The organism is Bacillus sp. SRI_025 (assembly GCF_057592095.1).
Window position 1 is genome coordinate 499,910 of record NZ_JBYEGB010000001.1, and the last position, 21,220, is coordinate 521,129.

The 21,220-nt window shown below is 40.1% G+C and carries 22 protein-coding genes; 11 read left to right on the forward strand and 11 right to left on the reverse strand.

Annotated elements, in window-relative coordinates; all coding sequences use genetic code 11:
• Positions 1-5: 5 nt before the first annotated feature.
• The 3 genes from AC20OE_RS02550 to AC20OE_RS02560 all read left to right on the forward strand — a co-directional run bounded on the left by AC20OE_RS02550 (position 6) and on the right by AC20OE_RS02560 (position 2,513).
• Positions 6-746, forward strand: a complete 741-nt coding sequence (locus AC20OE_RS02550) for an amino acid ABC transporter ATP-binding protein (protein ID WP_073978880.1) — start codon at positions 6-8, stop codon at positions 744-746.
• Between the two features lie 192 nt (positions 747-938).
• A complete protein-coding gene (locus AC20OE_RS02555) occupies positions 939-2,147 on the forward strand; it encodes an ammonium transporter (RefSeq protein ID WP_058838570.1) in 1,209 nt (402 codons plus the stop codon).
• A gap of 18 nt (positions 2,148-2,165) precedes the next feature.
• Positions 2,166-2,513, forward strand: a complete 348-nt coding sequence (locus tag AC20OE_RS02560) for a P-II family nitrogen regulator (RefSeq protein WP_039182051.1) — start codon at positions 2,166-2,168, stop codon at positions 2,511-2,513.
• An 87-nt stretch (positions 2,514-2,600) separates the two neighbouring features.
• On the opposite strand, the gene spoIIQ is transcribed toward AC20OE_RS02560, so the two are convergent.
• Positions 2,601-3,497, reverse strand: a complete 897-nt coding sequence (spoIIQ, locus tag AC20OE_RS02565) for a stage II sporulation protein SpoIIQ (protein WP_034281210.1) — start codon at positions 3,495-3,497, stop codon at positions 2,601-2,603.
• Positions 3,498-3,613: 116 nt separating this feature from the next.
• Between spoIIQ and AC20OE_RS02570 the strand changes: the two genes are divergently transcribed.
• Entirely contained in the window at positions 3,614-4,123 is a 510-nt protein-coding gene (locus AC20OE_RS02570) for a GNAT family N-acetyltransferase (protein ID WP_047202534.1), read from the forward strand.
• Between the two features lie 32 nt (positions 4,124-4,155).
• Here the strand turns inward: AC20OE_RS02570 and AC20OE_RS02575 are convergent, their stop codons facing one another.
• Genes AC20OE_RS02575 through AC20OE_RS02585 form a run of 3 tightly spaced genes read right to left on the reverse strand, consistent with a single transcriptional unit; the run spans position 4,156 to position 7,041 of the window.
• Positions 4,156-4,686, reverse strand: coding sequence for a TlpA family protein disulfide reductase (locus AC20OE_RS02575; protein ID WP_106025526.1), 531 nt, complete (start codon positions 4,684-4,686; stop codon positions 4,156-4,158).
• Positions 4,683-5,240 carry a MauE/DoxX family redox-associated membrane protein gene (locus tag AC20OE_RS02580; protein ID WP_268473618.1) on the reverse strand — a complete coding sequence of 186 codons (558 nt, stop codon included), beginning with the start codon at positions 5,238-5,240 and terminating at the stop codon, positions 4,683-4,685. Before AC20OE_RS02580 ends, AC20OE_RS02575 begins: the two co-directional genes overlap by 4 nt.
• Position 5,241: 1 nt before the next feature.
• The gene (locus tag AC20OE_RS02585) at positions 5,242-7,041 is read right to left on the reverse strand and encodes an ABC transporter ATP-binding protein (RefSeq protein ID WP_487268293.1); all 1,800 of its coding nucleotides are present in this window, start codon (positions 7,039-7,041) and stop codon (positions 5,242-5,244) included.
• Positions 7,042-7,139: 98 nt separating this feature from the next.
• On the opposite strand from AC20OE_RS02585, the gene AC20OE_RS02590 reads away from it, so the two are divergent.
• Entirely contained in the window at positions 7,140-7,649 is a 510-nt protein-coding gene (locus tag AC20OE_RS02590; protein WP_369880019.1) for a thioredoxin fold domain-containing protein, read from the forward strand.
• Positions 7,650-7,695: 46 nt separating this feature from the next.
• Here the strand turns inward: AC20OE_RS02590 and AC20OE_RS02595 are convergent, their stop codons facing one another.
• A complete protein-coding gene (locus AC20OE_RS02595; RefSeq protein WP_487268295.1) occupies positions 7,696-8,091 on the reverse strand; it encodes a hypothetical protein in 396 nt (131 codons plus the stop codon).
• Between the two features lie 525 nt (positions 8,092-8,616).
• Here AC20OE_RS02595 and AC20OE_RS02600 point away from each other — a divergent pair.
• From AC20OE_RS02600 to rpsN, 4 genes are all read left to right on the forward strand, one after another.
• Positions 8,617-9,039 (forward strand): DUF5362 family protein, encoded by a 423-nt coding sequence (locus AC20OE_RS02600; protein ID WP_039182073.1) that lies wholly within the window; start codon positions 8,617-8,619, stop codon positions 9,037-9,039.
• A 144-nt stretch (positions 9,040-9,183) separates the two neighbouring features.
• Positions 9,184-9,333, forward strand: coding sequence for a 50S ribosomal protein L33 (rpmG, locus tag AC20OE_RS02605; RefSeq protein WP_003214771.1), 150 nt, complete (start codon positions 9,184-9,186; stop codon positions 9,331-9,333).
• Positions 9,334-9,414: 81 nt separating this feature from the next.
• Positions 9,415-10,611 (forward strand): GTP-binding protein, encoded by a 1,197-nt coding sequence (locus tag AC20OE_RS02610; protein ID WP_064497923.1) that lies wholly within the window; start codon positions 9,415-9,417, stop codon positions 10,609-10,611.
• 16 nt (positions 10,612-10,627) lie between these two features.
• Entirely contained in the window at positions 10,628-10,897 is a 270-nt protein-coding gene (rpsN, locus tag AC20OE_RS02615; protein WP_025093900.1) for a 30S ribosomal protein S14, read from the forward strand.
• 254 nt (positions 10,898-11,151) lie between these two features.
• Here the strand turns inward: rpsN and moaA are convergent, their stop codons facing one another.
• Positions 11,152-12,159 carry a GTP 3',8-cyclase MoaA gene (moaA, locus tag AC20OE_RS02620; protein WP_411210386.1) on the reverse strand — a complete coding sequence of 336 codons (1,008 nt, stop codon included), beginning with the start codon at positions 12,157-12,159 and terminating at the stop codon, positions 11,152-11,154.
• 10 nt (positions 12,160-12,169) lie between these two features.
• On the reverse strand, positions 12,170-12,958 hold the full coding sequence (gene fdhD, locus AC20OE_RS02625) for a formate dehydrogenase accessory sulfurtransferase FdhD (RefSeq protein ID WP_064497921.1): 789 nt from the start codon (positions 12,956-12,958) through the stop codon (positions 12,170-12,172).
• Positions 12,959-13,092: 134 nt separating this feature from the next.
• On the opposite strand from fdhD, the gene AC20OE_RS02630 reads away from it, so the two are divergent.
• Positions 13,093-14,358: an L-lactate MFS transporter gene (locus tag AC20OE_RS02630; RefSeq protein WP_039182087.1), complete on the forward strand. Its 1,266-nt coding sequence runs from the start codon at positions 13,093-13,095 to the stop codon at positions 14,356-14,358.
• 82 nt (positions 14,359-14,440) lie between these two features.
• Positions 14,441-16,789, forward strand: a complete 2,349-nt coding sequence (locus tag AC20OE_RS02635) for an FdhF/YdeP family oxidoreductase (protein ID WP_341084750.1) — start codon at positions 14,441-14,443, stop codon at positions 16,787-16,789.
• A 50-nt stretch (positions 16,790-16,839) separates the two neighbouring features.
• Here AC20OE_RS02635 and AC20OE_RS02640 read toward each other — a convergent pair whose 3' ends face one another.
• From AC20OE_RS02640 to murA, 4 genes are all read right to left on the reverse strand, one after another.
• Entirely contained in the window at positions 16,840-17,517 is a 678-nt protein-coding gene (locus tag AC20OE_RS02640) for a VWA domain-containing protein (protein ID WP_059376383.1), read from the reverse strand.
• A gap of 83 nt (positions 17,518-17,600) precedes the next feature.
• On the reverse strand, positions 17,601-18,299 hold the full coding sequence (locus AC20OE_RS02645) for a VWA domain-containing protein (RefSeq protein WP_039182096.1): 699 nt from the start codon (positions 18,297-18,299) through the stop codon (positions 17,601-17,603).
• Positions 18,300-18,621: 322 nt separating this feature from the next.
• Positions 18,622-19,647, reverse strand: coding sequence for a stage II sporulation protein D (spoIID, locus tag AC20OE_RS02650; RefSeq protein WP_041087858.1), 1,026 nt, complete (start codon positions 19,645-19,647; stop codon positions 18,622-18,624).
• A 254-nt stretch (positions 19,648-19,901) separates the two neighbouring features.
• On the reverse strand, positions 19,902-21,209 hold the full coding sequence (murA, locus tag AC20OE_RS02655) for a UDP-N-acetylglucosamine 1-carboxyvinyltransferase (protein WP_024423722.1): 1,308 nt from the start codon (positions 21,207-21,209) through the stop codon (positions 19,902-19,904).
• Between the last annotated feature and the right edge of the window lie 11 nt (positions 21,210-21,220).

Genomic DNA, 21,220 nt, shown 5'->3' on the forward strand with positions numbered 1-21,220 from the left:
GTAGTATGACAGAATCAAAGGAAGTCATTCGTGTTGAAAAACTCAATAAATACTTTGGAGAGCTTCATGTTTTAAAAGATATCGATCTCACCGTTTATGAAAATGATGTAGTCGTCTTAATTGGCGCAAGCGGTTCTGGAAAAAGCACCTTGCTCCGCTGTATGAACTTTTTAGAAATAAAAAATGACGGAGATATCATCATCGATGGCAGCCCTGTTCATCCAAAGCGCGACCAATTAAACGAAATGAGACAAAAAATAGGAATGGTGTTTCAGCATTTTAATCTTTTTCCGCACAAAACTGTTCTTGAAAATATCATTGAAGCACCTATTATGGTGAAAAGAACAAAGAAAGCGCAAGCCATCGCCGAAGCCAGCGCCTTGTTAGAAAAAGTCGGACTTGCAGATAAAGCCAACGTATATCCTTCTAAACTATCAGGCGGCCAAAAACAGCGTGTAGCCATCGCCAGATCTCTCGCTATGAAGCCTGATGTCATGTTATTTGACGAACCTACGTCTGCCCTTGATCCAGAGCTTGTAGGCGAGGTGCTGCAAACGATGAAAAGCCTCGCAAAAGAAGGCATGACCATGGTCATTGTCACACATGAAATGGGCTTTGCGAAAGAAGTTGCTGATCGTGTCGTCTACATGCACGAGGGCCGCATCGTCGAAGAAGGCGTCCCTTCGGAATTGTTTGATTCTCCTAGGGAGGAACGTACAAAACTGTTTCTCAGCTCCATTTTATAGGTCAAACGCCCTTCATTTTTAGTGCTTAACTGACGTTTTTGCTCATTTTTTACGAACTTTTCATCCATTTATATTGAACTTAACCAAAAAACCATGTTAGATAAACTTACATGTATATGTTATATATGACTTTTCTCTCTATAATGAAGAATTAAGAAAACAATAATTCTGAATGATTCGGGGGAATGCAGCATGCAAATGGGTGATACAGTATTTATGTTCTTCTGCGCACTACTCGTGTGGTTAATGACACCGGGTTTAGCTTTATTCTACGGAGGACTCGTGAGAAGTAAAAACGTGTTAAGCACAACCATGCACAGCTTAACGTCACTAGCGATCGTTTCAATCGTATGGATCGTATTCGGTTATTCCTTAGCTTTTGCACCAGGCAATGCATGGATCGGAGGATTAGAGTGGGTTGGCCTAAAAGGCGTAGGCTTTGAGCCCGGTTCCTATAGCGAGACCATTCCACATTCATTGTTCATGATGTTCCAAATGACCTTTGCCGTCTTAACAACAGCCATCATCTCAGGTGCCTTTGCTGAACGGATTCGCTACTCAGCAGTCGTTGTATTTACACTTCTTTGGGTCACATTTGTATACGCTCCAGTCGCACACTGGGTATGGGGCGGCGGTTGGATTGGCGAGATGGGTGCGCTTGACTTCGCAGGCGGAAACGTGGTTCACATCTCATCCGGTGTTGCAGGTCTTGTCGTGGCGATTGTGCTCGGGAAGCGTAAAGACGCAGCAAGCTCTTCTCCGCATAACTTGATCTACACACTTCTCGGCGGAGCTGTCATCTGGTTTGGCTGGTTTGGTTTTAACGTGGGGAGTGCTCTTACATTAGACAGCGTGGCCATGTTTGCCTTTATTAACACCAATACAGCCGCTGCTGCAGGAATCATCGGCTGGCTGTTAGTAGAGTGGATGATCAACAAAAAACCAACCATGCTCGGCGCGATCTCTGGAGCCATCGCAGGTCTTGTCGCCATTACACCTGCCGCAGGCTTTGTTACACCGTTTGCTTCTATTATAATAGGATTCATTGGCGGGATCGTCTGTTTCTGGGGCGTCTTTTCTCTCAAAGCCAAATTTGGCTATGATGACGCACTAGACGCATTCGGCCTTCACGGAATTGGCGGTACTTGGGGAGGAATTGCAACAGGACTTTTCGCCACAACTTCTGTCAATGACGGTGGAGCCAATGGCTTATTTTACGGAGATCCCAGCTTACTTTGGAAACAAGTGGTCGCGATTGTTGCCACGTACGCTTTTGTTGCCGTTGTGACATACGTGATCATCAAGTTGGTCAATGTCTTCTTCAAAATTCGTGCAACCGAAGAAGAAGAATCCGTGGGTCTTGATTTAACCATGCACGGTGAAAAAGCTTATCAAGATTAAAGAAAAAGGGGTGTCTCTATGAGCAAAATGTATAAAGTGGAGATTGTCACACGTCCAGCTAATTTTGAAACATTAAAGGTGGAGCTTGGAAAGATTGGTGTCACCTCGATTACCTTTTCAAATGTACACGGCTGCGGCTTACAAAAGGGACATACAGAGCTATACCGCGGTGTCAAAAGAGAAAGCAACGTGTACGAACGATTAAAGATCGAAATCGTCCTAAGCAAAGTACCTGTCGAACAGGTCGTTGAAACAGCTCAAAAGGTACTTCGTACAGGCGAACCAGGGGATGGGAAAATTTTTATATATGAGATAGCGAATACAATCAACATTCGGACAGGTGAAGAAGGACCTGCCGCCCTATAGTTTATCCTCCGCCGAGTGGCGGAGGATCTTTTTAAGCAGAAAAAAACCTCTGCATATTTTTATATACACAGAGGACCTTGTAAGACATTAAGATTGTTTTGTTTCTTCTGACTGACTGCTGTCTTTAGAGGAATCAGAAGACTTTTCTTGATCAGAGGATTTCCCCTTCTCATCAGACTTTTCTTCTGATTTTTCTCCAGCTGGCTCTTTGGCTTTATCTTCAGCAGCAGGTTCCTTCGTTTTTTCCTCAGTCTTTGGCTGAGCAGGTTCTTTTGCTTGTTCCGTCACTTCTTGCGCTGCTTTTTCAATCGTAGAAACAGGCTTGTCAATGAAGCTAAGCGGATTAAGCGCTAAACCTTCCATACGAATTTCAAAATGCACATGGTTGCCGCTTTCAGCGCCATATAGGTTTTTACCAGAAGCACCAATGACATCATTCTGCTTCACTTCATCGCCTTCTTTGACACTCACTTGTGACAACGATTGATAGACAGTTGATAATCCATCTTCATGTTCAATTTCAACGACATGACCAAGAACTGGATCTTTTTTCGCTTGAACCACTGTTCCACTAAGAGCAGCTGTGACATCAAACACTTTGCCATCTTTATCTGCAAGATCAATACCTTTGCTCAAGGTATAGGTGTTATTATAGTTTACAAGTGCTGCTTCTTTTTCTTTTTGGTCAGCATCTGCTTCATAGAACTTTTTCACGACAGAAACATTATCAGAATTCTGGACCGGCATTGCGACATTTTCAATTGGCTTTCCAACTTCAACAGCATCATCGCGCTGTTCTTGCCCTGTTTGATTTCCATCAGATAGTTGGTCTTTCACATCTTTTGATACAGCTTGATACCAAAGAACGGCTGTTAACACGACCGCTGCGCTGACCAAGTAAATAGCAGGGAATACCCAGCGCTTACGGAAAAATTGCTGAACTTTTGTGATTTTGGAAGTACGTTTCTTTTCTTCCTCTCTCATTTTTCATCACCTCAGCAACATTCTGAACACTTTTCAAAAAATATATACACACGAAATCATTTTTCTTTTTATTTTGCGCAATCGCATCAATAATATGTATGATAAATGAAAAAAAGATGGGGGACTTAATTGTGAAAACTTTCAACCGCATAGCAACAGAAGATGACCTCAAAGCGATCGTTGATATCTATAATTCAACCATTGCTTCAAGAGAAGTGACCGCTGATACAGAACCAGTTTCTGTCGAGGACCGCCGGCAATGGTTTTTGAATCATTCCGAAAAAAGACCTCTCTATGTGAAAACAGATGAGGATGGAATTATCTACGGCTGGCTGAGCTTTGAAACATTTTACGGTAGACCTGCATACAACGGGACCGTTGAAATGAGTATCTATTTGAACCAAGACTATCGAGGAAAAGGCTTAGGCTCACTTTTCTTACAAGAAGCCATTGAGTTAGCACCGTCATTAGGCATTCGAACGTTACTTGCCTTTATTTTCGGGCACAACGAAGCCAGCATTCGACTATTTAAAAAGCACGGCTTTGAGACATGGGGCCACCTGCCACGCATCGCAGAAATGGACGGCAGCAGATACGATTTAGATATCCTAGGAAAAGAATTATAAAACGAGCGTCTCCCTGACAAAGAGACGCTTTTTTATGACGCATGTAACAGCTGTTCAAACTGTTTCGCATTTTGAAGAGATTTTCTTTGCAGAATGATACCATGTTCATCAATGAGAATTGCTTGTGGAACAACCGTTACCCCATACAGCTCCATAATTTGTGAAGAACGAGTATACACAGTCTGGGACGGAAGCAATTCAAGGATCGGCGTATCATCCGCCTGCTCATCTCCATTAATAATAATGAATTGAGTATCATCGCCAGCGATTTGCTGCTGCAGATCTGCCAAAATACTTTTGCACGTCATACAAGTAGAATTTACAAATAACAGCATCACAGCACTCCCACTTTGAAAATATTCCTTCAAAATGACCTTCTCCCCTAAATGGGAATAGCTTCGAAATAACGGTGCAGGATCCCCCACATCCGCTTCCTTTAATTCAATTCCATCAAGTGTTTTAATTTTATTCATAAATTTTCCGATAAAACGGGCGAGCAAAAATATCACAGCCAGCTGAGCAATGACAATGAATAACACAATAATCAATAGTATATCTGTCATTTCACATCGTCTCCTTCTATAAATAATTCAAATTGATTGATCCATTTTCTTTTGAACATTAAGACTTCTTGACTCACCGCTATCATGAAAGAGACAGCCACGGCAATGAGAAAACAAATAATGTTATATTGCCATGGAATGGTTTCTACATAGGAATGCACATAAAACAACCCGATCACAAGAGACAGCATCGACACATTGCGAATCACAATTCCCCAGTGAAGGCGTTCATTATCAAGCAGTCCACCACAGCCGCAAGAAATATCACGATGTCCTCTCAATAAATTGAAGGTCACCGCTCCAGTATAAATACATAAAAGTGCTGTAAGACCAATCGCAGGTACAAGAGTCATGTGCCATATGAACAGATAACCAGTACAAACCAATTCAGCAGTTAAAAACAAATAAAACATGGGTGCCGTGAAAGAAGGAGGCAGCAGCCGATAAGCATCCATCTGCTGCATATGTGCCGTCTGTTTTTTCACTTTATCAAACCATGCACCCGCAAAAATGATCCCTAGTAAATAGACACCTATATAATAAAAGACACTCACCTTACGCCATCTCCTTTTGTTGAAATAATTGAGATTGTGCCTCGTAAAGCCTTTTGTACTCTCCGTTCAACACCATCAGTTCATTATGGTTCCCCTCTTCAACGAAAGCACCATCTTTCATTACGATTATACGGTCTGCTAAACGGGCCGCTCCCATTCGATGTGTGATAAACAAGACACCCTGATCCTGCGTGTGATCGAATAGCTTTCGAATGAGTGAAATTTCCGATAGTGGATCAAGAGCAGAAGTCGGTTCATCTAAAATGATAAAATCACTCTCTCTAAAGAAGGTTCTAGCCATCGCGAGCTTTTGCCATTGTCCGCCAGACAGTTCATGTCCTTCTTCAAAAAACCGTCCAAGCTGTGCATCATACATTTCTTCCATTTGATGAATTCTTTTCTCTATGCCTGCTTGCCGTGCAGCTGAGATCATCTTCTCTTCCTCGTCCATATCATCAATACGGCCAAACCCGATGTTTTCTTTCACAGTGAACTCGTACTTCATAAAATCTTGAAAAAGAACAGCCATTCTCGCATGGTATGACTTTTTATGAATGGTAGAAATAGACTCACCGTTGACTTTTTGCATATTCGGCTGATCTGGATCATATAAACCGGTCAAACATTTGATCAAGGTGGTTTTACCTGATCCGTTATCCCCCACCAATGCAATACGTTCACCTTTATTGATATGAAAATGTATATGCTCAATGGCAGGTGTTTTCATATTCGGATAAGTAAATGAGAGATTTTCAAGTGTAATGGACTGAATAGACTCGATCTTCCGAAGCGATGCCCCTTCTTCTATCTGCTCATGAATTTCTTCTTCTCTCTTTTGAAAAGCTCTCATTTCATCAACATAAAGACTTGTTTCATATAAACTAGAACATTCTCTTGTTAAGTCCTGAAAACCACTTTGGATGTTTTGCACCGCTTGCAGCACAGCGACAAATGTCCCGGCAGCTAATTTTTTTTGAAAAATAAGAAAGACAATAAAAAGACCGCAGCATACATAGGCAAATGTCATAAGCAATCCGCCCGCCATCTCCCAGCGAACTTGCCGCTTAAGCAGTTTATATTTTTCATCTGCACTTTTTACATAATGACCTTTCCATTTCTGAAGAAGATAATCACCGATTCCATATAAACGGATTTCCTTCAATGAATCTCGTTGCGCAACAAGATCGGACACATACATTTCTCTGCGGTCATTGGCAATTAACATGCGGTTTAATTGATAACGCGCTCCTCCAAAGAAAAGCTCAATCCACAAGACAGGGAGGGTAAACATGATCAGAATGACCGCCAAGCCCCAATGGATACCGATCATATAGATAAGAAGTGATACAACAGTAATCAATGCGCTCATGATTGTAAAGATACTTCTAACCATACTCAGAACATGCTGATGACTGTTCATCACACGTTGACTTTCATTGTAAAAAGAAGGGTGTTCAAATGTAATAAACGGCAGCCTAATCGCCTTTTGAAGTAATTCACCCTTCAAATGCAGACCAATCAAATTTGTCGCTTTCTGCTGGCTAAGCTGAAGAACGAATTGAAGCCCATATCCTAAAACCACAATGACCATTTGCAGTCCAAATAACCACAAAACCTTTTGAATGTCTCCTGAAGACGTCATGAATAAAATAATTTCATTAATCAAAGTTTGAATAATCCAAACACTAGCCAAAGGCATAAAACCAACGATTACTTGGATCAATAAGGTCAGAAGAAGATAAGATCGACTTCTTTTCCAAGTATAGGAGATTGCATATAGACAATGGTTCACTGTACTCATCAAATGCTCCACCTTACACCATTTAGTATAATTGACATATTTTTGATATTTGTATTATGATAGCTTTGCGTAACTTCACTCTGAGAGGACGATATACGATGAATTCAATCTTACTTTTACAGCTCACTCTTATTCTTTGCAGCCTATTATTAACGATCGGAGTCATCATCTATTTAAAACAACAAATGGAACTGATCATTTTACCGATACAGCATGTTGGACAAAAACTAGTGCATCCGCTGCTTGATAAACCATCACCTATTCCAGTGAATGATTTACTGCAAACCAACAGTAAGCAGCAGCTGCTTATTTTCACTGATACATCATGTCCGCATTGCATTCCATCACTTGAACAATTCCTAGAAACGATTAAGCAGCGTAAATTAGACGTTTCATTTAGTATTTTGCTAAAGAATGGGCAAAAAGAGGATCAAGAATTATATCGTGATAATAAAACCAACATGCGAATTATCCCAGTGGACGAACAAATGATAGACACATTCCAAATTGAAGAATTTCCGTATTACATCATGGTAGAAGAAGATGAAATCATCTCATATGCAGCACCTTTTCCGGATGGTCTTTATTCAAGGATATCTGCAAAATAAAGATAAATGAGGCATGTGAAGAATATCAAACACATGCCTCATTTTTTTATTGTGGATCTGAGTGAACATCTATATCTTTTTCCACTGCAGCAGCTTCACTTGCTTCATCTGATGCCTGTTCCTCGGCTTGTTCAAACTCACTCCGTGCCTCATTTGAAATGTCTACTTGGTCACCATACTGATTCACAGTAACAGACGAAGAAGACGTCTCTTTTTGAGCCTCTTTCTCTAGTTCCTTTAATTTAGAAACATGAAGTTCCAAATCTTTACCTTGCTGAACTAAAGTAAGTTGTTGAAATAATGCCTTTCTCTCTTCTGGAGAATGATCACCTTGAACAATTTGAGCCGCTTGAGTTAAAAAAGAATTTGATGATTGACCCGCTTGACGCCTATTTGACGTCTGCATAGCATTTGTTAAGAATGAAATTGAAGATATGCTCATGCGTTCACATCCTATTAAATAAGATCCTTAAATTTAGCAGCCACATCTAACGCGTTCTTGACTAGTACAAATCTCACCTGTGTCGCGATCCACGTAGTAACGGAAAGTTCCAACACCTTGAAGGAAACAAGTCGGTGCTGATTTGCATGAAGTGACTAATTTTTGCAAAATACATCTTGCAGCTGCAGGTTGAACATTGGTCATTTTGTTTAAGAAACGATCTAACATATGAATTCCACCTTCCAATTTTTATGGTAGTACAACACAATAATAACCAATTACAAGACAACTAACAACATATTTTGATAAATTTACTAATTGTTTTTTACTATCAATCTTGTTTATGACATAATTTGTCGATAATTTTGATAGTAAATGTTACTTTTTTCTTATTTGAAAATAATTTATTTATCCATAAATAGTGAATTGAAGATAGAAACATTTTCATTAATCAACATTCACTCTTCCTAAAGCACTACTTACTCAAGTATGATAAAGAGTGAATACATAAAGGAGTGATCACCAATGCAACAAACTGAGAAAATCATTCAATCTCTTCATTCAATCGTAAAGTGGGGAAAGGTTGGTAGTATCTTTCTCTATATTTCAGGCGGTCTGGCTATTCTTATTGGTTTTTGGCTTGTTCTTCCTGCAGCCCTTGGCGTCTTCCTCATTATGATGGGAATCCATGTACAAAAATCTGTAAAAGCAGCTGAACAATTGATTCAGGCTCCTGATACTTCTTACGAAGAATTATTAGAACAATACGCTAAGATGATGAAAATGCAGACACTGTTTGCCATTTCAAGTATTGCCGCAGTTATTCTTTCATTCATTGCCATTGTTTTGATGCTTATACTAGGCGGGTTAGCCTTCCTCCAAGAAATACCTTATGATGTCCAGCAGTATGAAGGTGATTACGAACAAGAACTCGGTGACTTTTATTAATCGAGTGGGGTATCAATGGTCGTTCGATACCCCTTTTGTTTTTATCATTTGGATTGGATTATCCTCCTATGCTTGACATTCAGTTTTATTCATTTTAAAATACAAATCGTAACTATTACGAATTAAAGGAGGACCCTATAACTTATGCGCGTGAAAATTACGTTGGCCTGTACTGAAACAGGTGACAGAAACTACATCACAACAAAAAATAAAAGAACGAATCCCGACCGATTGGAGTTAAAAAAATATTCTCCTCGATTAAAGAAATACACCCTTCATAGAGAAACAAAATAATTTTTTAGATTATAAATCGTAATGATTACTTTTTAAGTGAGGCGGAAAACAAAATGATCGTTTTCAAAAGGACAAAAACAAATGAATAAGCGTATACCTGTTACAGTATTAAGCGGCTTTTTAGGAGCAGGAAAAACAACGATATTAAATCATGTTCTTCAAAATCGCAAAGGATTAAAAGTGGCTGTGATCGTCAATGACATGAGCGAAATTAATATTGATGCAGAACTAGTCAAACAAGGCGGTGAGCTTTCTCGATCAGATGAGAAACTAGTTGAATTATCTAACGGTTGTATTTGCTGCACTTTGAGAGAAGACTTGTTAATCGAAGTAGAACGCCTTTGTAAGGCAGGTAATATCGATTATATTGTCATTGAATCAACTGGAATTAGTGAACCAATTCCCGTCGCTCAAACGTTTTCTTATATTGATGAAGAAATGGGCATAGATTTGACCCGCTTTTGCCGTCTAGATACGATGGTCACAGTAGTAGATGCAAATCGCTTCTGGACTGATTTCCAGTCAGGAGAGAGTTTATTAGATCGTAAAGAAGCGGTTTCCGATGACGACGAACGAGAAATTTCAGATTTACTCATTGATCAAATTGAATTTTGTGACGTGCTCATTATCAATAAATGTGATCTAGTATCATCCTCAGAGTTAGATCGACTTGAGCATGTGCTGAACAAACTACAACCAGAAGCATCTATCATCAGAACCTCACAAGGTAAAGTACAGCCAGATGACATATTGAATACTGGTTTATTTGACTTTGAAAAATCAAGTGCTTCTGCTGGATGGATCAAAGAGATCAACGCAGGACATGCTCAGCATACGCCGGAAACAGAAGAATACCAAATTTCATCCTTTGTTTACGAAAGAAGACTCCCTTTTCATACAGGCAGGCTGAATAATTGGTTAGATCAAATGCCTGAGCAGATCGTTCGTGCGAAAGGTTTTACTTGGCTTGCCACACATCATGATTTAACCATTTTAATTTCACAAGCTGGGAAATCTGTTGCGATTGAACCAATTGCATACTGGATTGCTGCTCTGTCTGAGCAAGAAAAAACACGGATATTAAATCAGGAACCAGAGCTTCTAGATGAGTGGGACGCAGAGTTTGGTGATCGTCATACAAAACTTGTGTTTATCGGTGTGGATTTGCCTAAAGCAGAAATTATTCGCACTCTTGATCAATGCTTGCTCACACCTGAGGAATTTGATCAAGATTGGACTACATTTGAGGACCCCTTTCAATGGAAAATACAAAATTAGGCCAGGAGGGTTTTAATTGGCAAAGAAATCTAAGATTGCTAAAGAAAAAAAACGGCAGCAGCTTGTATTGAAATATGCAGAATTAAGGAAAGAGTTAAAAGAAAAAGGTGACTATGAAGCTTTACGGAAATTACCTAGAGACTCTTCCCCTACCCGCTTAAAAAACCGTTGTGAATTAACCGGCCGTCCAAGAGGTTACTTAAGGAAATTCAAAATGTCTAGGATTGCTTTTCGTGAGCTTGCCTATAAGGGTCATATCCCTGGGGTGAAAAAATCGAGCTGGTAAAGAATGATTTGATCTTATCACAGCACTCGGAAAAGTAAAGCGGCACAAAACGATGAAAAATCTATTTTCAAGTCTTATCTCATGCTTTTTGAAGTTCAAAATAGGCATTTAAAAACCAGCAGAATCTCTGCTGGTTTTTTATAATGAATGAGTTCATAAGATAAAATAACCTGTTCGCAAAAAAGGATTTTCAACAATGATTACGCCATTTTTCCTTCTTTTCAAAAATACCTGATCATGATACTTTGTTGTCATTATCCACCGATGTATGACATTTCAACCTTTTTCTGATCTTTTTTCTGCTCTCTCTCAGCTGAATATTGATCAAGTCTATTCGACCATAGTTCCTTTAACAAGTTTGCTAACTCTTCATTATCTTTTGTCGTACGAATCATCCGTTTCAGATCAAAACCCGATGATGCAAACAGACATGTAAACAATTCCCCGCGTGCAGATAGCCTTGCTCTGTTACATGTTCCGCAAAAAGCATCTGAAACGGAAGAAATAATGCCTATCTCTCCTGAACCATCTTTGTAAAAAAATCGGTTGGCTACTTCACCTGTATATTGAGGAGGTTCTGGTTTGATAGGATATGTTGAATTAATTAATTCAATTATTTCATTCTTTGTCATGACATGTTCTAGATTCCATTTATTCGTATTACCGACATCCATAAACTCGATAAACCTGAGAACGTGTCCTTCTTTTTTAAAGTAAGCCGCCATTGGTAAGACATCCTGATCATTCACACCTTTTTGAACAACCATATTAATCTTGATAGCAAGTCCAGCCTTTCTTGCCGCCTCAATGCCATCAAACACTTTTTGGATAGAAATGTGCCTTCCGTTCATTTGCTTAAAACGATCGGGATTTAATGAATCTAAACTAATGGTGACTCTATTAAGACCAGCTCTCTTTAACTGATCAGCATATAAAGGTAAAAGCGTTCCATTGGTTGTCATCGCAATGTCTTCAATCCCTGGAATTTTTGCGAGCTTTTCTATTAAGACAGGCAAATCCTTCCGCATTAAAGGTTCCCCGCCCGTGATGCGTATTTTTACCACACCTAGATTCTTTACAAAAAGGGTAGCAAGTCGTTCAATTTCTTCGAAACTAAGCAGTTCTTCTTTTTTCAAGAAAGGATAATCTGGTCCAAAAATTTCAGCAGGCATACAGTACGTACATCTAAAGTTACAGCGATCAGTTACTGATATTCTTAAATCGCGCAATGGTCGATGTCTTTTATCTAAAATACTGTCCATACTTTGCCTCCTATTCTGTAATACGCTGAGGATGAGTGTAAATATTAAAGGATTTCCCTCTGACGAATCCAACTGTCGTAATATTTAATTCTTCTGCCATTTGAAGCGCTAGCTCAGTAGGTGCCGATTTTGAAATGACGATAGAGACTCCTAGTTTTGCTGCCTTCAATAGAACTTCTGACGATATCCGGCCGCTAAACACAAGAATTTTATCTCTAAGTGGGATTCGCTGGAGTAAACAATATCCATAAATTTTATCTAAAGCATTATGTCTTCCTATATCAGTTCTAGTGATGAATAGCTTCTCTGTGTCACACAGTCCAGCATTATGCACTCCGCCAGTATGTTGAAATAATTGACTTTCTTCTTGCAAACATTTCATGAGATGCATACAGGTTTCAGCAGAAATACTAATTCGATCAATGGCTGTTTTTGCCGTCTTCACATCTTGAAGAAAATAAAAGTGTCTTCCTTTCCCGCAGCATGAACCAATCACTCGTTTTGTAAAATCTGATGAATCAAATCCACTTGAGTGAACTAAATCAACATAGGCAAAACCCAGACTTTCATCTATTGTAAACCTTTTAATCTCATTTTCAAATCGAATGACCCCTTCTGAAGCCAAAAAACCGATAACCAATTCTTTCAGGTGCTCTGGTGAACAAACAAGTGTCACAAATTCTTCTCCATTCACCATCACAGTTAAAGGAAATTCTTCTACAATTTCATCAGATTTGCATGTAAACTGGCCTTCACGGTATTGGTGTATGACTCGTTTCTTTTTAACAGAAGGATTCATTGTATGATCTTCCTTTCAATGCAAATTTAGTTATATGATCCAATCAAATTGTGATATTATTTTAAAAAGTCATGAAAATGTAACATATTTCTATCTTATCAAACTTCTTGATTGCTTTATATGGGGGGAACAAAATGAACAAATCGAAAAATCGCTGGCTCATTGCAACAAGTGCTGTAGGAATTCATTTATCTATTGGGTCTGTTTATGCTTGGAGTGTTTTTACGAATCCTTTACATGAAGCCTTTCAGTGGTCATTAACAGAAATCAGTCTCACCTTCAGTATTGCTATTTTATTTTTAGGTTTATCTGCTGCTTTCATGGGACATTTCGTTGAAAGGTATGGTCCAAAGGCATCGGGGCTCTTCTCAGCTATTTTCTTCGGCATCGGAATGACTGGATCAGGATTCGCTGTCCACATGTCCTCACTGCCTCTCCTCTATTTATTTTATGGTGTACTCGCTGGAATAGGTTTAGGTGTAGGCTATATTGCACCTGTATCAACTCTAGTCAAATGGTTTCCGGATCGAAGAGGGCTTGCAACCGGATTAGCCATTATGGGGTTTGGATTTGCTTCTCTTATTTGCAGCCCAATTATTCAATTTCTCATTGAAAAAGTGAATATCGCAAATACTTTTTATATTCTTGGAATCTCCTATTTTATCATCATGGTGATCTCATCTCTTTATTTATCACCACCAACACCTGATGACGTCAAGCAATTTGACGCATTCAAAACAAAGCAAGGAAAAATTCCTCAAGATTTATCACAGCTTACTGCAAATGAAGCGATCAAGACAAGACGTTTTTATTATTTGTGGCTTATGCTTTTTATTAATATCACATGCGGAATTGCTATTATTTCAGTAGCGTCACCTCTTGCTCAAGAAAGTGTTGGGTTCACTGCAGGTGCTGCAGCTACTCTTGTGGGCATTTTAGGTGCTTTTAATGGGTTAGGACGAATTGGCTGGGCATCGTTCTCAGATTATATAGGAAGACCGAATACGTACACGATTTTTTTCAGTATCCAGCTCATTGCTTTTCCTTTACTCCCCTATTTAAAAGAACCGCTCATCTTTTCAATCGTCATGGCGATCATTTATACGTGCTATGGAGGAGGATTTGCTTCAATTCCAGCCTATATTGGGGATTTGTTTGGTACAAAGCAGCTTGGTGCCATACACGGTTATATTCTGACGGCTTGGGCCGCTGCGGGTTTAGCAGGACCCCTATTTTCATCCTTCATCCGAGATATAACAGGTAATTACACACAGAGTCTTATGGTGTTCTCTGGCTTATTTTTCATCGCTTTTATCATATCACTTCTTATTCGGAAGGATATTCAGCAGCTGAGAGAAACAAGCCCACCTGCTGCTTCCTCTGTCTCAGCCCGACCTTAATTTGAATTTGACAGAATCACAATCTAAAGGTAATTTTTAGATATGAAAACGCTTTACAAAGTAATAGGAGGGTGATGATCTCATGGGGAAAACTAAACATAAGGGGCCTGTTAAACTCAATAAAAAACCCTCACCAAAGCTATGGGCCTCTTTTGCACCAATGGGGCTTGGCAAAGTGAAACCGAAACACATTCGAGATACGATGAAAGTGGCATGGGAGAACAAAGATAACCTTCCCTACGCGTACCGTATTTTAACGCAGGGCGTTTGTGACGGCTGTGCCCTTGGCGTCTCAGGACTGTATGATCAAACGCTCACAGGACCCCATATATGCACTACAAGACTAAATGTACTTCGTCTTAACACAATGCCAGCTATTGATCCAAAATGGTTTGAAGATATTCATCAGCTAAAGCAAATGGACAGCACCTCTCTTCGCAAGCTTGGGCGAATTCCTTATCCATTGCTCCGAAAAAAAGGTGACAATGCCTTTACACGTATTTCTTGGGATAATGCACTAGATCAAATCGCAGCTAAAATTCAATCAATTGATAAACGGCAGCTTGCTTTCTATTTAACCGCCAGAGGAATTACAAATGAAGTTTATTATACCGCTGCAAAGGCAGCTCGATTTATAGGGACGAATCATATTGATAATGCTTCTCGCATTTGCCATTCACCAAGTAAAACCGCTCTTAAACGGTCCCTTGGCATCGGCGCTTCCAGCTGTAATTACAGTGATTGGATTGGAACTGATGTATTAATTTTTTGGGGATCTGTCGCAGCAAACAATCAGCCTGTTTCCACTAAATATATGTACGCTGCTAAAAAGAAAGGGACAAAAATTATCGTCATCAATCCATATAAAGAGCCTGCCATGGAAAAGTACTGGGTTCCTTCTATTCCAGAGAGTGCTTTATTCGGGACAAAAATTGCGGATGATTTTTACCAAGTCAATATAGGCGGAGATATTGCGTTTATGAACGGCGTCATCAAGCATTGGTTTGACATGGAGCAGCATGCTCCCCATTCAGCTCTTGATCACGAATTTATTCAAAACCATACAACAGGCATACAGGATTTAAAGCAGCATGTCGCACAGTTGAAGTGGGAGGACCTAGAAGCATCATCAGGTTTATCAAAAGAAAGAATGAAGGATTTTGCAACACTGCTTGCCAATGCTAATTCAGGTGTTTTTATTTGGAGTATGGGCCTTACTCAGCACCGCTTTGCAACTGATAATATATCACAGGTTGCCAACCTTGCCATGCTGCGAGGATTCATTGGCAGAAAACATTGTGGTGTCATGCCAATTCGGGGACATAGCGGCGTCCAAGGTTCCGGTGAAATGGGCGCTGATCCATTCGTTTTGCCGGGTAGTGATTTTGATGAAGAGAATATTGAAAGAATCGAACATATATGGGGATTTGACATTCCTAAATGGCATGGTGACACCATTGGGCAATCCTTTGAGAAGATGGCTCTCCCAAAAGATCATCCACAAAAACTCAAAATGCTGTTTACGAGTGGTGGAAACTTTTTAGAAACGATGCCAAACCCAGAAGCGATTGAAAAAGCATTATCTGAACTTGAACTCCGTGTCCACCAAGATATCATTTTGAATACCTCTACGCTGGTAGACGCTGAAGAGGCGGTAATTGTGCTGCCTGCTATGACAAGATATGAACAACCAGGCGGCGGCACATCAACCAGTACAGAACGCATGGTATATTTCAGTCCAGAAATTGAAGGACCTCGTATTGAGGAAGCCAGAGCTGAATGGGACATTTATGTTGATCTTGCGAAAAGGGTCCGGCCAGAAGATGCCGAGCTGATTCATTTTGAAACACCTGAAGACATTCGTCGTGAGATAGCGATCGCCAATCGAAACTATGATGGCATCCAGCATTTACGTCATAAGGGAGACGTTTTTCAATGGGGAGGCGCTTGGCTTTGTGAAGATGGCGTATGTCCAACACCAGACGGAAAGGGGCATCTGCTTCCTGCTCAGCTGCCTCAATATCGAAAAACTGAAGGACATTTCAATATCACGACAAGAAGAGGAAAGCAATTCAACTCCATGATTTACAGTGAAAAGGATGCCTTTAATGGTGGAAAACGTCATTCTATCCTGATGAATGAAGAAGATGCAAAAGAGCTTTATGTCCAAGAAGGTGATCCAGTTGTTCTCTTTAATCAATATGGATCCTATCAAGGAGTGGCTCAATTCGGAGAGTTAAGACGTGGCAATATCGCAGTTTATTGGCCGGAAGGGAACGTTTTAATTCCTAAAGGTGTGTATGAGAGTTACTCACAGATTCCCGAGTATAATACGGCTGCCATATTAGAAAAAGCCGAAACCTTCCATGCAAGAAAGGATCAGCATTACGTGGAGAAACGAATTGATGAATTAGAAACGACCTTGAATTAATCGTCAACTTAAAAACAGCTGGGGTTGTTTCCCCAGCTGCCATTCACTCTCTACTGACCAAAAGCGCTCGCTTCTTGTTGAAGAATGCGGTTCAATTCTTCGGCATTTGCAGCCGGTTGATAATGTCCTCCACCCGCTTTTGCAACAGATTTCAAACTTTTTGCTTCTTTTTCATTTACGTCGAAGCCAATGATATTGACGATTGTATCTATTCCTTCTTCATGTAATTCCTTTGCTGCTTGTGAAGGGCTTCCACCACAAGTTTCTTCACCATCACTGACAACATAAACAATATTTTTCCCTTCAGCCTGGTGATCTTCAAAATCTTGTTTCGTATCAGTTAATGCTTTTGCAAGTGGTGTCCAGCCGGTTGGCTTATACACATTTAGTGCTTGCTGAAATGTTGATGGCTCATATGATCCAAATCCGTAAACAGCTTCAGAACTTGAACAAGAAACGGCTTTCCCTGCATTTTTATTGGTTCCTTCATGACCAAACACACGAAGCAAAACTTGTGTATCTTCTGATAAAATGCCCGCAAAGCTTTGAATAGACCGTTTGGCGATATCGATTTTCTTTTCACCTTCAACTGATTGTGCCATGCTACCGCTTAAATCGAGTAATATCACTACATGAGCAGGCGGCTCTTGTTTTGTTACAGCATGAGCTGGTGAAGAAAGAAGCAGGACAAGACTAGCCAAAATGGTTAATATGATATTTCTTTTCATCAATAAAAACCTCCATTTTTTACTTTTGTACAGAAAAAGAGAAACGAAAGCATGAATCAATCGTTTCCCTTTTGTTCAGCAAGTTATTCGTGTAGTTTTAATGATTCTGCTGATAAGATAGAACCCATTTCTTTACCAGTGCTTGCTTGGTAGTAATGGCCTTTACCAGCTTTGGCTACTTGCTTCAATTGACCTTCATAGCCATCGTTAAAGTCTAACCCGATCACATTTACAACAGTTGATCCTTTTGAGTTATGCAATTCTTTTGCTACTTTTACTGGATCTCCGCCACAAGTTTCTTCACCATCAGTGATTAAGTACACAATATGCTTTGTTCCTTCAGTAAGCTGCTCATCCGCTTGCTTTGCATTTTCAAGTGCACGTGCAATTGGTGTCCAGCCATTTGGTCCAAGTCCGTTTAAAGAATTTTCAAAGCTGTCTTTTTCATAAGGCTGTACGCCGTAAACGCCTCTAATGACTTCACATGATTGAGCTTTACCTGAATTTTTGTTGTTTCCTTCAGAACCAAACAAGCTCATACGAATTTTAGCGTCTTTTGGAAGTGATTGAGCAAATTTAAATACCTCTTGTTTGGCGAGATCAAATTTGCGCTCTCCCTCAACTTTTCTTGCCATACTTCCACTTGCATCAAGTAAGATTGTGACTCTTACATCTTTATTATGTTTTTTGACTGTAGATGCTTCTGCAAATACTGGTGAAGAGATTGACATAGATAATGTCAATACAGCTAAGGTTACGAGTGAGAATACTTTTTTCAACATAATTTTCCTTCCTCCTTATGTATTTAATTGAAACATCTTAATCGTAAAATATTCTGTCTTGGAATGGTATAGGACTCGGTCCCTTTTTCTCTTTCATCAAAATCACTAAAATTCTGTCAGATGTCTAGATATTTTCACCTAACAGACCCTTTATCCTCTCGATTTCTCCTCCTTTTGAGGGGCTTTGTATCGGCCATCAGTTCTTATCGGGACATAAATGTTTAAGTTTTCCTTCGGTGCGTCTTAAGTCGCAATTTGTCACATTCTGTTCAAACCTCTTTGACCACACAAAAAAATGCCCCATTTCTGAGGCACCTTTGCTTTATTTTTTAGCCATATACGTGTTGAGAAAACGATCGGCTGATTCGATTTGAATTCCTTTATAATAATGTTTCACGATGGCATCTACTTTTTTGCCAGCCTGCGCCATATAATGCGCACCATATTGACTCATGCCTACACCATGACCATATCCTTTTGTTGTAATGACAATCTGCTGGCCCTGGCGTTCCCATGTGAAGTCCGCTGAATGAAGGCCTAGTGATTCTCGAATGTCTCGTCCTGACAGTGTTTTACCGTTGATCACGGCTTTCGCTACTTGGTTTCCTGGTGTCCGTTCTACTATCTGTCCGACCTGAGCCTGCTGAGTGAGCGTCACACCTAATTTTTGCTGAAATTCACTTACCGAGATGGTTTTCTTGTTTTGAAATTTTGGCGATTTTTCGTCCCATTTACTTGAGACACTTTTCAAATAAGGGATTTCGTTTTTCCAATAGGCTTCGGCATTTTCCGTTTTTCCGTTACTTGTTGAAAAGAATGAAGCATCAATTGGTTTCTCGTCATAAGTCAGCACTTTTCCTTGTGTGCTGGCGACAGCTTCCGTGACCTTTTTTAATTTCCAATTGTACGCTTTCCCCCAAATTTTCTTGAGTTCCTGTTTGTTTTTGTACACCTGGAACATTTGGGTATCATCTACAAGCGAGCCCTTAGGTGATTTGACGGTCTTATCACTGATCATTTGTCTGACGATATACGTTCTTGCTGCGAGCGCCTGTGCCTTGAGTGCTTCCATTTCAAAATCAGCTGGCATTTCAGATGCTACGACACCAATCACATACTCTTCTAAGGGGATGTTTTCTACCTGCTGATGAGCAGAGCGATAGACGGGGATAGCGACGGGTGATTGCTTCAATTTGACTGAACCCTTCACTTCTTTTTTAACTGATGGTTCCGCTGCTACGTGCTGGCTGGCCGCCGGCTTCCCTTGGAATGTCGGCAACACAAGTAATGTTGGAATCATTAAAATGATGATGCATATTCCTGCGATTGTCCATATCATTGGTTTCATATTTGGCTGCCCCCATTTGTCATTGAATCTCTTTTATCCTATGGGCAGGGACAAGCTAATATGACAGCTTCTTTCATTTAGTGGACAAGTCTTTTATCGAGGTATGAGGCTGTTCTTCAAATGGATTTTACTGTTCGTCTGTATGAATAAAATTTAAGATGGTTGGATACACTAATGATAAGCTTCGTGAAATGAGGCATTCTATGAATCTAAAAAAATCAGCATGCCCAATGGACACACTGATTTCTTTATGATTACGCGTTCAGATCTGATACAACTTGTTCTTGTGTCACATCTGCTGATTCATCGTTTACTCTTTCAATATCTGCACCGATTGCTGCAAGCTTTTGGTGGAAGTTCACATAACCACGGTCAATATGCTTCAACTCTGTGACACGTGTATGACCTTCTGCCACTAATCCAGCAAGTACAAGTGCTGCTCCTGCTCTTAAATCAGTCGCTGCCACTTCAGCACCTTGAAGTTGAACCGGCCCATTGATAATGACAGAGCGACCCTCAATTTTAATATCGCCATTCATGCGGCGGAATTCTTCAGCATGCATAAAGCGGTTTTCAAACACCGTTTCTGTGATCATGCTTGTTCCGTTCGCACGAAGCAATAGCGCCATCATCTGAGATTGCATATCCGTTGGGAACCCAGGATGCGGCATTGTTTTTAGATCGATTGGCTTGAGCTCAGATGGTCCAATGACTCTTAAACCTTCTTCTTCTTCAATGATCTGAATACCCATTTCTTCCATTTTTGCAACAAGTGATGTCATGTGCTCTGGCACTGCGCCTTTTACAAGAACATTTCCTTCTGTAATGGCTGCTGCCACCATGAAAGTACCTGCTTCAATTCTGTCAGGGATGATGTTGTGTTTTGCACCGTGAAGTGTTTCCACACCTTCGATTTTGATTGTACCAGTACCAGCACCGCGAACCTTACCGCCCATGGCATTGATGTAGTTTGCTAAATCAACAATTTCAGGTTCTTTTGCTACGTTTTCTAAAATTGTTGTTCCTTCTGCTAATGCTGCTGCCATGATGATGTTTTCAGTTGCCCCTACACTTGGGAAATCCAAATAGATTTTTGCACCTTTTAAACGGCCTTTTACTTCAGCCTCGATGAAACCATTACCTACTTGAATTTTAGCTCCCATCGCTTCAAAGCCTTTTAAATGCTGATCAATTGGTCTTGAACCAATTGCACAGCCTCCAGGTAATGCAACTCTTGCATGACCTGTTCTTGCTAAAAGTGGTCCCATGACAAGCACGGATGCTCTCATTTTACGGACATACTCAAACGGAGCCTCAGTTTCTAGTGCATGAGATGCATCAACTGATACTTCGTTATTTTCAAAATGTACTTCTGCTCCTAAATGACGTAACACTTCATTGATTGTATATACATCGGAGAGCGTAGGTACATCACAAATTACGCTTTTTTCTGTACTTGCTAACAAAGATGCAGCGATAACTGGTAAAACGGCATTTTTTGCGCCTTCTACTTTAACTGTGCCGTTTAACTTTTGACCGCCGCGGACGATGATTTTTTCCAAGGTCTTCCCCT